The organism is Roseicella frigidaeris (assembly GCF_003258945.1).
Lineage (GTDB): Bacteria > Pseudomonadota > Alphaproteobacteria > Acetobacterales > Acetobacteraceae > Paracraurococcus > Paracraurococcus frigidaeris.
Map to the genome: position 1 here is coordinate 1 of NZ_QLIX01000049.1, position 12532 is coordinate 12532.

Genomic DNA, 12532 nt, shown 5'->3' on the forward strand with positions numbered 1-12532 from the left:
TGAAGAAAACCGGCCACTGGAACCCAACCGAAGGCCCACCACCCCCAGCCAACACCTGGAACACCCTCAACACCTCCAAGCCAACCCACATACCCAACGGACAAAACAGGTCGTGAGCGGATGCCGGGGCCTCAGCCCCGGCGATAGGGATAGCAGCGCGCCCGATCGAGCGTGACGCCGACATGCCGGCCCAGGACCTCGATGGCATCGCCGTGCTGCGGATAGGGATCGCTGTTGCCCGGCCCGACCACCACCGGCCGGAAGGCGAGATCCGATGGCTCCGGCGAGGGCAGCATGGCGGTGACCAGGGCCTGTCCCTCCTCGTTCCGCAGGGTGAAGAAGGCCGGCATCGCGCGCCGGATATGCGTGGCGCGACGGATGCCCTGCTCGATATAGGGAATGCCCGTGGGATCGTAGCTCTCCGCCGCCGCCTCATGGGCGCGCCGGTAATGCTTCTCGACGGCGTGGCGCATCAGCTCGGATTCCTGCGCCGCCTCGGCCTCGGTCTCGATCCGGAACCAGGTGCGTCGGCCCGGCGCGTCGCACACGAATTGCATGATGGCGTCTCTCCCGCTGGATCGTGCCGATGGCACGGACGGGAGGCCACGGCCCTGAGAGGCCGGAGCCGTCCCGCCAAGGACGCGCCGGAGCGGACCGCGACCCGGCGGGTCGCAGTCCAGGCCGGCCCAGCCCTAGAGATGGGGCGGCGAGGATCGTGTTGAAGCCTCAGCCGGCGGGATCGGGGGCGCCCCGGGGCGCCGCCCTGCGAAAGGGGCGGCCGCCGTCAGCCCCAGACGAGATCGCCGGTGCCGTGATTGTCGGCGCGGAACACCTCGATGCTGACGAGGTTCGACACGTAGCGCCCGCCGGCGCCATCGCCCGGCACCACCAGCCGGGCGAAGCCGTCCTTGCCCTCGGGCCCGAGCTGCCCGGCCGTGTCGTCATAGGCCACCAGCACCTCGCCATCGCCGAAGCGCGGATCGAGCTCGCCCATGGAGAAGAGGGCGTGGTAGCCGTCGCTGCCGGTGGCAACGACGTAGAAATCCAGCAGGTCGTTCTTCACCGCCGGGTCCGTCGTGACCCCGGCCTCCTGCAGCAGGGTCCAGAGCGGCACGCCGGTATAGGTGTCGGTCACCGCGCCCGCGCCCGAGGTGTAGGCGGCGGTCAGCGTGACGCTCGCCAGCGCCGCCAGATCGGCCGCGTCGAAGCTCGCCGGATGCGCCACCGCGCCGCCGAGATCAAAGGCGGTCGAGACGCCACCGGCGCCGCCGACGAAGTCCGGCCCGCCGCCGACGGACAGGTTGACGAGGTGCGACACATAACGCCCGCCCGCCGCGTCGCCCGGTACCACCATGCGCAGCCAGCCATCCTCGCCGCAGGGGCCGAGCTGCCCGGCCTCGTCGGCATAGGCGACCATCACCGGCCGATCGCCGAATTTCTGCTCGAGCTCGCCGAGCGAGAAGACGGCATGATAGCCATCGGCCCCCGTCGCCACGACATAGTGGTTCAGGATGTCGTTCTTCACGCTGGCATCGGTGACGACGCCGCCGGCATGCGCCAGCAGGTCGCGCAGCAGCACGCCGGTATAGGTGTCGCCGACGGGCTGGCCGCCGGAGAGATAGGTGACGGTCTGAGTCTCCGCCGGCAGGCCCCGCAGCTCGCTCACCGAGGCGAGGCCGGGATCGGCGATCTCGCCCCCGAGGCGCAGGAGGCCGAGCGCGTCGAGGAAGGCCGCCGGCAGCGGCACCCATGTCGGCAGGTGATCCAGCAGGCGCTCCGCGACCTCGCCCAGCCGCGCCGCCGATCCGGCATGGTCATCCCCGTGATGCATGTCCCGCCTCCCTGCCGGCATCGACCGCAGGCGGCGCCGTTCCCCGGGGCGCCGCCTTTCGTTATATCCGTTCAAATACAACGAACCCCTGCCGTCCCGGTGCTGTCAAGCGCCCGGGGCATGGGTTCGCGCGGTTGGCAGGAGGCCGTCGCCGTTCAGGCGGTACGGATCCAGACGGATTTCACGTTGAGGTATTCCTCGACATGCTGCTTGCCGCTCTCGCGCCCATAGCCGCTCATCTTGTAGCCGCCGAAGGGCACCGCGGGGTCCATCGCCTGGTAGCAGTTGATCCAGACCGAGCCGGCGCGGATGGCGCGCGCCAGCTTGTGCGCCTTGGTCACGTCGCGCGTCCACAAGCCGCTGCCGAGGCCGAAGCTCGTGGCATTGGCGCGGGTGATGACCTCCTCGATGTCGTCGAAGGGGATGGCCGAGATCACCGGGCCGAAGATCTCCTCCTGCGCGATGCGCATGTCGTCGCGCACATCGGCGAAGACGGTGGGCGGCACGAAATAGCCCTTGGCCAGGGCGCCCTCGGTCAGCCGCTCGCCGCCCGAGAGCGGCCGCGCGCCCTCCTGCCGGCCGATCGCCAGATAGCCGGTGACGCGGTCGAGCTGCTCGGCCGAGACCAGCGGCCCGACCTGCGTCTCCGGATCGGCGCCGTCGCCGACGCGCAGCGACTTGCCATAGGCGGCGACGCGGCCAGCGAACTCGTCATAGATCTTCCGCTCGACGAAGAGCCGCGTGCCGGCGCTGCAGATCTGCCCGGAATTGGCGAAGACCGCCATGCCGGCGCCGGGCACCGCGGCATCGAGATCAGCATCGGCGAAAACCACGTCGGGCGACTTGCCGCCGAGCTCGAGCGAGACGCGCTTGAGGTTGCCGGCCGAGGCCTGGATGATCTTCTGCCCGGTCAGGTGCGAGCCGGTGAAGGCCACCTTGTCGACATCCCGGTGCGCCGCCAGCGCCGCGCCCGCGGTCTCGCCATAGCCCGGCACCACGTTGACAACGCCCGGCGGCACGCCCGCCTCCTGGCACAGCTCGGCGAGGCGAAGCGGCGTCAGCGGCGCCTCCTCGGCCGGCTTCAGCACCACGGTGCAGCCGGTGGCGAGCGCCGGGCCGATCTTCCAAATCGTCGCCGTCAGCGGCCCGTTCCAGGGGATGATGGCGCCGACCACGCCGACCGGCTCCTTCAGCGTGAAGGACATGTACTCGCCCGGCAGGGAGTTCTCGATCGTCTCGCCATGCATCGAGACCGCCTGGCCGGCATAGTAGCGCAGCATGCCGAGCGCCCGGAGCCGGCTGCCGCGGGTGCGGCTGATCGGCGCGCCCATGTCGAGCGTGTCGAGCATCGCCAGCTCGTCGAAATGCCGCTCCACCAGCTCGGCCAGCTTCAGCAGCAGGGCCTGCCGCTCGAAGGGCTTGAATTTCGACCAGGGGCCGGTGAAGGCGCGCCGGGCGGCGGCCACGGCACGGTCGATATCCTCGGAATCGCCCTCGGCGACGCGCGCCAGCACCTCGCCGGTCGCCGGGTTGTGGGTCTCGAAGGTCTTGCCCGAGGCGGCCTCCAGCCACTTGCCGTCGATCAGCATGCGCTTCGGCTTGCCGTCGAGGAAGGGATGCCGGCTCGTCTTCATCATCTCGTTCATTGCGGTGTTCCGGTGCGGATGGAATGCGAGCGCCGCCGCACCAGGGCGATGCGGCGGCGCGGTGGGAGGATGGGCGTGGCCGGCCAGCGCGGCCCGGGACCGCGCCGCGGCGTCACAGCAGGGCGGCGACCGCCTTGGTCTCGGTGTAGAGCTCGATCGCCTCGTAGCCCATCTCGCGCCCCCAGCCGGACTGCTTGTAGCCGCCGAAGGGCAGCGCGACGTCGTTGAAGTTGTGCACGTTGATCCAGACTGAACCGGCCTTCAGCTTGCGCGCCAGCTTATGCGCGATGCCGATGTCGCGGGTCCAGATCGAGGCGGCCAGGCCGTAATCGGTGGCATTGCCTTCCTTGGCGATGCGGTCGAGATCGTCATCGCCGTAGCGGATGGCGCAGACCACCGGGCCGAAGATCTCCTCGCGCACCACCTTCATCTCCGGCGTCGTGCGGGTGAGGATGGTGGGCTGCACGAAATAGCCCTGGTTGCCGTGCCGGTTGCCGCCGGTGACCACCTCGGCGCCCTGCTGCCGGCCGCTCTCGAGATAGCCGGTGACGCGCTGCAGCTGCTCCTCCGAGACCAGCGGCCCGATGCGCGTGTCCGGCTCGAGGCCGGGGCCGATCTTCAGCTTGGCGGCCTCGTCCGAGAGTCCGGTCATCATCTTGTCGAAGACCTTCTCGTGCACGAAGAGGCGCGAGCCGGCGGTGCAGCACTGGCCCATGTTGAAGAAGATGCCGTTGGCCGCGCCGGGGATGGCGACCGAAAGATCGGCATCGGGGAAGACGATGGCCGGCGACTTGCCGCCGAGCTCGAGGCTCACCTTCTTCAGGTTGCCGGCCGCCGCCTGGACGATCATCTTGCCGACCTCGGTCGAGCCGGTGAAGGCCACCTTGTCGACATCCCGGTGTGCCGCCAGCGCCGCGCCCGGTGTGCCGTCGCCGGTGACGATGTTCACCACGCCTGGCGGGAAGCCAGCTTCCATGATCAGCTCGCCGAGGCGGATGGCCGAGAGCGGCGTCTGCTCGGCCGGCTTCAGCACGATGGTGCAGCCGGCGGCTAGCGCCGGGGCGATCTTCCACACCGCCATCAGCAGCGGGAAATTCCAGGGGATGATCTGGCCGACGACGCCGACCGGCTCGCGCATGGAATAGGCATGCCACTCGCCGGGCGCCGAGATCGGGATGTGCTGGCCGGTGATCTTCGTGGACCAGCCGCCCATGTAGCGCAGCAGCTCGCAGCCGAAGGGCACGTCGACGGCGCGGGCGTCGCTGATCGGCTTGCCGTTGTCGAGCGCCTCGAGCTCGGCGAGTTCGTCGGCATGGGCTTCGAGCACGTCGCCGAGGCGCCAGACCAGCTTGCCCCGCTCGGTCGGCTTCAGCCGGCTCCAGGGCCCGTCCTCGAAGGCGCGCCGCGCGGCGGCGACGGCGCGGTCGATATCCTCCGCGCCGCCCTCGGCGACCTGGGCGATCTGCTGGCCGGAGGCGGGATCGTAGACGGCGAAGGTCTTGCCCGAGCGGGCCTCCACCCATTGACCATCGATGAGCAGCCGGTGCTTGCGCGCGATGAAGTCGCGATTGGCGGCACTGAGCCGGCCATGCGTTGCGGCGTGGTCCATGGAGCTCCTCCTCGTTATAGTCGAAATTACATATCGCCCGGGATGCGTGGGCGTCGAGGGGAATCCGCTATCCGAAACGGTCGCGGCGGGACCGCGCCGCGGGCGACGCCTGCTCCGGCAGCGATGCAGCCGGTTTGCCGCCCGCCCGCCGACGCCCCGTTGGGCCGGACGCGCCTCACCCGGGATTGACCGGCCGGGCCGCCCGGCCTGCCGCGGCCACCGCCCGGCGAATCCCCCTTGCGGTGATCACCACGCTATACTCACATTGATATAGCGAACGGCAGGGTGGAGCGCGGCAGGTGGCAGGCATCGATCATCCGTCCTGGACGGCCTCGACCGCCCTCGCCAACCCGCAGGCGAGCTGGCGCCCCCAGGGCCTGCATCCGATGGCGCCGGCCAGGCCGCCCGCGGCGCAGGCCGCGCCGGCCCGCCGGGCCCGGATCTGGGAGCTCTCGCCCAACCTGCATTGCTCGATCATCGGCACCTGCCTCTCGACCCACGACCTGCGGCGGCTGTTGCGCAAGCTCGGCCTCGGCACGCCGGAGGCGACCGACCATGCGCTGCACGGCATCGGGGTCAGCCTGGCCTCCCGCCAGGATGCCGGCGGCCGGCTGCTGAACAAGGCGCTCGACGAGCGGCACCGCATCGCGCTCCGCCGCTTCGCCGCGGCGAAGGACCGTGCCGCGCTGCACGCCGCCTGGCGCGAGGCGGTGGAGGCCGGCGAGATCCCGGGCGCCTACTGGGCCGTGCTCACCCATCCTGCGGCCGACCAGCCGATGGTCTCGGAGGCCTTCGGCGAGGTGCACATGCTCTCGCACCTGGTCGGCGCCGCGAACCGCGCCGATATCCGCCGGCTCGCCCTGCAGGAGCGCGAGATCGCCACGCTGCGCGAGACGGTGGCGCGGCAGCAGGCGCGGCTGCAGGCCGACCTCACCGAGCGCGACGGGCGCATCCGCACCCTGCAGAACCTGCTGGCGGAGCGGGCGGCGGCGCCGGCGGCCGCAAGCCCGGACGAGGCATCGGAGCTCGGGCGTCTCGTCGCCAGGCTGCGCCTGCAACTCGACCGGGAGGCCCGGCGGCGGGAGGCGCTCGAGCGGCGGGCCCTGGCGGCCGAGGCGGCGCTGCGGGAGGAGCGCGAACGGCGCGCGGCGCGCGAGCGCGAGCTCGAGGTGACGCTGCAGGAGGTCGCGGCGGCCGAGGCGGCGCTGCCGGCCGAGGAGACGGAGGCCGAAGACGTGCCGCAGGACGCCGCCGCGCCCTGCGGCACCGTCCTCTATGTCGGCGGGCGGTCCGGCCAGACCGCCCTGCTGCGCCGCGCCGCGGCCCGCCACGGGGCGGCGCTGCTGCATCACGATGCCGAGCAGGGCGCGGCGCTGCTGCCGGGGCTCATCGGCCGCGCCGACCTCGTCGTCTTTCCGGTCGATTGCGTCAGCCATGACGCGGCGCTGGCCGTGAAGCGCCTGTGCCGGCAATGCGGCCGTCCCTACCACGCCCTGCGGTCGACGGGCGTCGCCAGCCTGCTGCATGCGCTGGAGCGCCGCCGGCCCGCGGCGGGGTGATGGACGGGCCGGGCCGCGCTCGTTATGTCCGGTCATCTACAGCCTCGCCGGGAGAGCCCCATGCTCCGTCCGCTTCGCCGCGCCCTGCTCGCCGTCACGCTCGGCCTTCTCGTCGCGCCGGCGGCGCGGGCGCAGGAGGCCGTCACGGTCTTCGCCGCCGCCAGCCTGACCGATGCGATGCGCGCCCTGGCGCAGGACTGGCAGTCGCGCGGGCATCCGGCGCCGCGCCTGTCCTTCGCCGCCTCCTCGGCGCTGGCGCGGCAGATCGAGCAGGGCGCGCCGGCCGACCTCTTCATGTCCGCCGACGAGCCCTGGATGGACTACGTCCAGCAGCGCGACCTGATCGTGCCGGACACGCGGGTCAGCCCGCTCGGCAACGCGCTGGTGCTGATCGCCCCGGCCGATGCGGCGAAGCCCGTCGCCCTGGCGCGCGACACCGACCTGCTGGCGCTGCTCGGCCCGCAGGGGCGGATCGCCACCGGCGATCCCGCGCATGTGCCGGTCGGCAAGTATGCCCAGGCGGCGCTGACCTGGATGGGGCAGTGGGAGGCGCTCTCGCCGCGCCTCGCCCGCGCCGATAACGTCCGCTCCGCCCTGCTGCTGGTCGAGCGCGGCGAGGCACCCTACGGCATCGTCTACTCCACCGACGCCGCGGCGAGCAGCGCCGTGAAGGTGGTGGGCACCTTCCCGGCGGCGAGCCATCCGCCCATCACCTATCCCTTCGCCCTGACGAAGCGGGCCGCCAACCATGCCGAGGCGCGTGCCCTGCTGGCCTTCCTCACGGGGCCGGAGGCGATGCCGGTCTGGCAGCGCTTCGGGTTCGGCCTGGCCCGCTGAGGCAGGGATGGGTCTCGGGCTCGGGCCGGAGGAATGGCAGGCGGTCCGGCTGAGCCTGCTCGTCGCCACGCGCTCGGTGCTGGTCTCGCTGCTGCCCGCGGTCGGCATCGCGCTGCTGCTGGCGCGTGGCCGCTTCCCGGGCCGCGCCCTGCTAGATGCGCTGGTGCACCTGCCGCTGGTGGTGCCGCCGGTGGTGGTGGGCTGGGGCCTGCTGATGCTCTTCGGCGTGCGCGGGCCGGTCGGCGCCCTGCTGAACGACTGGTTCGGCATCCGCCTCGTCTTCACCACCAGCGGCGCGGCGCTGGCGACGGCGGTGATGTCCTTCCCGCTGATCGTGCGCTCGGTCCGGCTCGGCCTCGAAGGGGTCGATCCCGGGCTGGAGGCGGCGGCGCGGAGCCTCGGCGCCGGGCCGCTCGACCGCTTCGTCACCGTCACCCTGCCGCTGATGTCGCCCGGCATCCTGGCCGGCGCGGTGACCGCCTTCGCCGCCGGTCTCGGCGAGTTCGGCGCCGTCATCACCTTCGCCTCCAACATCCCGGGCGAGACCCAGACCCTGCCGCTCGCCATCTATGCCGCCACCCAGGTGCCGGGCGGCGAGGGCCTGGCGGCGCGGCTGGCCGGCATCTCCTTCGTCCTCGCCGTGGCCGGCCTGCTGCTCGCCGAGCTGGCGGCGCGGCGCATGGGCCGGTTGCTCGGCCGCGCCTGACGCCGCCCGCCCCGCAGCGCGGCCCGCATCGAGACGGATGACGCCGCCGGCGAATGCGGCGATACTCGGGGCCGGTATGAAGCCTCCCGCCCGCAAACCCGATCCCGCCCCCGGCGCCCTCAGCCTGCGCATCGACCTGGCGCAGGGCCGCATCGGGCCCGGCAAGATCCACCTGCTCGAGACGATCGACCGCGAGGGCTCGATCTCCGCCGCCGGGCGGGCGCTCGGCATGAGCTACAAGCGCGCCTGGGACCTGGTGGATGCGGTGAACCAGGTGCTCGGCACCCCGGTCGTCGATGCCAGCCCCGGCGGCTATCGCGGCGGCGGCGCCGTGCTGACCGATGCCGGCCGCAACCTCGTCGCCGATTACCGCGCCATTGAGCGGGCGGCGCAGCGGGCCGCGGAGCCGCGCCTCGCCGCCCTGGTCCGCCGCACCCGGAGCTGAGGGCGCGGCCGCCGGGGGCGGACGACCCCGCCGGTCATCGGCTGGCGCCGCGCCGGCCGGGCATGCCAGAAGCCGGCCCGCGGCCCCCCTTCTCCTCCCCTGCCCTTCTCCTCCCCCGCCCTGGCCGCGGCGCCGACAGGCATTCCGCAGGAGGCCGCGATGGCCCGGATCGAGACGATGGCGGCGCTGGACGCGCTCTACGGGCCGGTGGCGGAGGCCGCGACCGCCAAGGTCGCGGACCGGGTGACACCGGAATACCGGACGCTGATCGAGGCAGCGCCCTTCGCCGCCCTGGCGACCGTCGGGCCGGAGGGGCTCGACTGCTCGCCGCGCGGCGACCTCGCCGGCTTCGTGCGCATCGCCGATGCGCGCACCCTGATGCTGCCGGACCGCCGCGGCAACAACCGCATCGACAGCCTGCGCAACATCCTGCGCGATCCGCGGGTGGCGCTGATGTTCCTCATTCCCGGCTGGGGCAACGCGCTGCGGGTGAACGGGCGCGCGCATCTGGAGGACGACCCGGACCTGCTCGCCAGCTTCGCGGTGGAGGGCAAGGCGCCGCGCTGCATCGTGGTGATCGCGGTGGGCGAGATCTATTTCCAATGCGCGCGGGCGGTGATCCGCGCCGGGCTCTGGGACCCGGCCCGGCATGTCGATCCCCGCAGCCTGCCGACGCCGGGCCGCATCCTGGCGGCGATGAGCGAGAACCGGGTGGGCGGCGAGACCTATGACCGCGACTGGGCCGGCCGCGCCGCCGCGACCATGTGGTAGCCCCGCCGCCCCGCCGGCATCGCATGGCGGGGATGCGGCAGTTCCTGGCGACAGGCCGCCCGGCATGGCACTAGCGTCCGGCCGGCGCAGGGAGGGCCAGGCGTGAGCCCCCGCCCGCAGGCTGCGCCGGCCCGGTCCGCCATGCCGAGAGGCGGCGCCGGACCCCCTTGCCCCCCGATGCCGGCCCGAAGGAGTCCCAGCGACGCCATGCCCTTCCTCCTTCCCGATGCGCGCCTCGAGGCCCTGCTGCGCGAGGATGCGCCCTATGGCGACATGACGACGCTCGGCCTCGGCATCGGCGACCGCCCCGGCCGCGTCGCGCTGCGGGCCGGCGCCCCCATGACCGTCTGCGGCGTCGAGGAGGCGGAGCGGCTCTTCCTGCTCGCCGGCTGCGAGACGGTGCGGCGCTTCGCCGCCTCCGGCTGCCAGCTCGAGCAGGGGGCGGAGATCCTGCAGGCCGATGGCCCGGCCGCCGCCCTGCACATGGCCCACCGCACCGCCCAGGTGCTGCTCGAGGTCAGCTCCGGGGTCGCCACCCGGGCGCGGCGCATCCTCCTCGCCGCCCGCCAGGGCCGGCACGAGATCGCGGTCGCCTGCACCCGCAAGCATCTCCCCGGCACCAAGGACATCATGCTCAAGGCCGTGCTCGCCGCGGGCTGCTCGGCGCATCGCTTCAGCCTCTCCGAGAGCGTCCTGGTCTTCGCCCAGCACCGCGCCTTCCTCGGCCGCGTGCCGCCGCGGGAATGGATCGCCCGGCTGCGGGCGGCGCAGCCGGAGCGGCGCATCGTGGTCGAGGCGGGGAATGTCGACGAGGCGGTGCTGCTGGCCAATTCCGGGGTGGATTGCGTGCAGCTCGACCATATGGCGCCCGAGCAGGTGGCCGAGGCGGTGCGGGCCATCGCCGCGCTCGGCCGCGCGGTCCCGGTCGCCGTGACGGGGGGCATCCATGAGGGCAATGCCGCCTCCTATGCGGCGGCGGGCGCGCAGCTCCTCGTCACCTCGGCCCCTTACGCGGCGGCGCCGCTCGACGTGAAGGTGCTGATGCAGGATGCCTCGGCGGTGCTGCACCAGGCGCGCGCCTGAACCGCGCCAACCCGGCCACACCCCATTCGCAGATCATTTTGTGCACCGCATTATCACAGACATGTAAGATGCAATTCCGATGGTTTAACCGGATTCATTCTCTCGTGAGTTGAGAGGCGGGGGGCCTCGCAACTTCGGGGAACAATCGATGCAGGTCTTGGTCGTCGAGGATGAGCTCCTCATCCGCATGCTCGTGTGCAACCTGCTCGAAGAGGCCGGCTTTGCCTGCGTCGAGGCCTGCAACGCGGCGCAGGCGCTGGCGCTGCTCGATGGCGGCCGCTGCCGGCCCGCCATCCTCGTCTCCGACTACAATCTCGGGCCCGGGCCGAACGGCCAGGATCTCGCCCGCCTGGCGTCGCAGCGCCTGCCCGGCCTGCCCACGGTGTTCATGACCGGCAATCCCGAAGCCTTCGACGGCTACGCGTTCGGGCCGGCGGAGCGCCTGCTGGCGAAGCCCTTCTCCGTCGCAGCCCTCCTCGCCGCGGTCCAGGAGGTCGGGCGCGGCCCGGGCCGCGCGCGCGGCGCCGGCCATCCCGGCTGGAAGAGCGCCGCGCTGGAACCCGCCTGATCCGCCCCGCCCCGCGGGACCCTGGCCCGGCCATCGGCGCGGCTGCGCGGCGGCCCGCCCCTTGCTACGCCGGCGACCGGGCCGGATGCTTTCTCTCCGGCTGCGGCGGAGGCATGGGATGGGGCAATCGGTTCTGGTGCTGGGGGCTGGCATGGTGGGCGTCTCCGTGGCGCTGCACCTGCAGCGGCGGGGGCGCGCGGTGCTGCTGCTGGACCGGCAGGGGCCGGGCGAAGGCGCCTCCTTCGGCAATGGCGGCCTGATCCAGCGCGAGGCGGTCTTCCCGCATCCCTTCCCCCGCGACATCGGCGAGTTGCGCCGCATCGCCGGCAACCGGGCGATCGACGTCGCCTATCATCCGCTCGCCCTGCCCGGCTTCGCCTCCCCCTTGCTGCGCTACTGGTGGCACTCCGAGCCGCGGCGCTACGCGCAGGCGCAGGCGGCGCATGCCCGGCTGATCGAGACCTGCCTCGACGAGCATCTGGCGCTGGCCCGCGGCACCGAGGCCGAGGCGCTGCTGCGGCCGATCGGCTGGATGCGCCTCTACAGCGACCCGCGCATGCTGGAGGCGGCGGCGGCGCAGGCGGCGATCGCGGCGCGGGAGCACGGGGTCGGCTATGCCCTGCTGGATGGCCCGGCGCTGGCCGAGGCGGAGCCGCATCTGCTGGCGCGGCGGGCGGGCGCGATCCACTGGACCGATCCGCTCTCGGTCAGCGACCCGCATGCGCTGACCCTCGCCTATGCGAAGCGCTTCGAGGAGGCCGGCGGCCGCTTCGCGCGCGGCGATGCGACGACGCTGCGCCGCGCCGGCGCCGGCTGGCAGGTGCAGGCGGCGGAGGGGGTGCAGGAGGCCGCGGCGGTGGTCATCGCCCTCGGCGGCGCCGCGACGCAGGTGACGCGGCCGCTCGGCTACGCGCCGCCGCTCTTCGGCAAGCGCGGCTACCACATGCATTACCGGCTGCAGGGCAATGCCGTGCTGCACCGGCCGGTGCTCGACACCGAGAGCGCCTTCCTCCTGGCGCCGATGCGCGCCGGCATCCGCCTGACCACGGGGGCGGAATTCGCCGCGCCGGACGCGCCGCCGACGCCGGTGCAGCTCGAACGCGCCGAGCCGGTGGCGCGCCGCCTGCTGCCGCTGGCCGAGCGGGTGGAATCCGTGCCCTGGATGGGCGTGCGCCCCTGCATGCCGGACATGCTGCCGGTGATCGGCCCGCTGCCCGGCCAGGCCGGCGCCTGGTGCGCCTTCGGCCATGCGCATCAGGGCCTCACCCTGGGCCCCACCACCGGCCGGCTGCTGGCCGAGATGATGACCGGCGAGGCGCCCTTCCTGCCGCCCGAGCCCTATCGCCCCGACCGGTTCTGATACGAACGGCCGTCGCTGGTGACCCATCAACGGCCCCCTCAGACGCCGGGCGCGAACCTCCGGTTCGCTTGTGTCTTTGGCGCTGGGATAGAGACTTGGGCGCCGCCGGCTGGGGGC

12 protein-coding genes are annotated in these 12532 nt (G+C 72.9%); 8 read left to right on the forward strand and 4 right to left on the reverse strand.

The genetic code is table 11. The features are described from left to right. Positions 1–131 precede the first annotated feature (131 nt). The 4 genes from DOO78_RS26000 to DOO78_RS26015 form a co-directional block, all read right to left on the reverse strand. Entirely contained in the window at positions 132–557 is a 426-nt protein-coding gene (locus DOO78_RS26000) for a hypothetical protein (RefSeq protein ID WP_111472795.1), read from the reverse strand. A gap of 227 nt (positions 558–784) precedes the next feature. After that, positions 785–1831: a molybdopterin-dependent oxidoreductase gene (locus DOO78_RS26005; protein WP_111472796.1), complete on the reverse strand. Its 1047-nt coding sequence runs from the start codon at positions 1829–1831 to the stop codon at positions 785–787. Positions 1832–1986: 155 nt separating this feature from the next. After that, complete coding sequence (locus DOO78_RS26010; RefSeq protein WP_243634801.1) at positions 1987–3468, reverse strand: aldehyde dehydrogenase family protein; 1482 nt, start codon at positions 3466–3468, stop codon at positions 1987–1989. 121 nt (positions 3469–3589) lie between these two features. Then, the gene (locus tag DOO78_RS26015) at positions 3590–5086 is read right to left on the reverse strand and encodes an aldehyde dehydrogenase family protein (protein ID WP_111472798.1); all 1497 of its coding nucleotides are present in this window, start codon (positions 5084–5086) and stop codon (positions 3590–3592) included. 299 nt (positions 5087–5385) lie between these two features. Here DOO78_RS26015 and DOO78_RS26020 point away from each other — a divergent pair, with 299 nt between their 5' ends. The 8 genes from DOO78_RS26020 (at position 5386) to DOO78_RS26055 (ending at position 12415) form a co-directional block, all read left to right on the forward strand. Then, on the forward strand, positions 5386–6645 hold the full coding sequence (locus DOO78_RS26020) for a DUF2325 domain-containing protein (protein WP_111472799.1): 1260 nt from the start codon (positions 5386–5388) through the stop codon (positions 6643–6645). A 60-nt stretch (positions 6646–6705) separates the two neighbouring features. Continuing rightward, entirely contained in the window at positions 6706–7482 is a 777-nt protein-coding gene (gene modA, locus DOO78_RS26025; protein ID WP_111472800.1) for a molybdate ABC transporter substrate-binding protein, read from the forward strand. Between the two features lie 7 nt (positions 7483–7489). Further along, on the forward strand, positions 7490–8188 hold the full coding sequence (gene modB / locus DOO78_RS26030) for a molybdate ABC transporter permease subunit (RefSeq protein WP_111472801.1): 699 nt from the start codon (positions 7490–7492) through the stop codon (positions 8186–8188). 76 nt (positions 8189–8264) lie between these two features. Further along, positions 8265–8633: a winged helix-turn-helix domain-containing protein gene (locus DOO78_RS26035; protein ID WP_111472802.1), complete on the forward strand. Its 369-nt coding sequence runs from the start codon at positions 8265–8267 to the stop codon at positions 8631–8633. A 159-nt stretch (positions 8634–8792) separates the two neighbouring features. Continuing rightward, positions 8793–9404 carry a pyridoxamine 5'-phosphate oxidase family protein gene (locus tag DOO78_RS26040; protein ID WP_111472803.1) on the forward strand — a complete coding sequence of 204 codons (612 nt, stop codon included), beginning with the start codon at positions 8793–8795 and terminating at the stop codon, positions 9402–9404. Positions 9405–9611: 207 nt separating this feature from the next. After that, positions 9612–10487: a ModD protein gene (modD, locus tag DOO78_RS26045; RefSeq protein ID WP_111472804.1), complete on the forward strand. Its 876-nt coding sequence runs from the start codon at positions 9612–9614 to the stop codon at positions 10485–10487. Between the two features lie 148 nt (positions 10488–10635). Continuing rightward, entirely contained in the window at positions 10636–11055 is a 420-nt protein-coding gene (locus DOO78_RS26050) for a response regulator (protein ID WP_111472805.1), read from the forward strand. Positions 11056–11173: 118 nt separating this feature from the next. Next, positions 11174–12415 (forward strand): NAD(P)/FAD-dependent oxidoreductase, encoded by a 1242-nt coding sequence (locus DOO78_RS26055; protein WP_111472806.1) that lies wholly within the window; start codon positions 11174–11176, stop codon positions 12413–12415. The last annotated feature ends 117 nt before the right edge of the window (positions 12416–12532 follow it).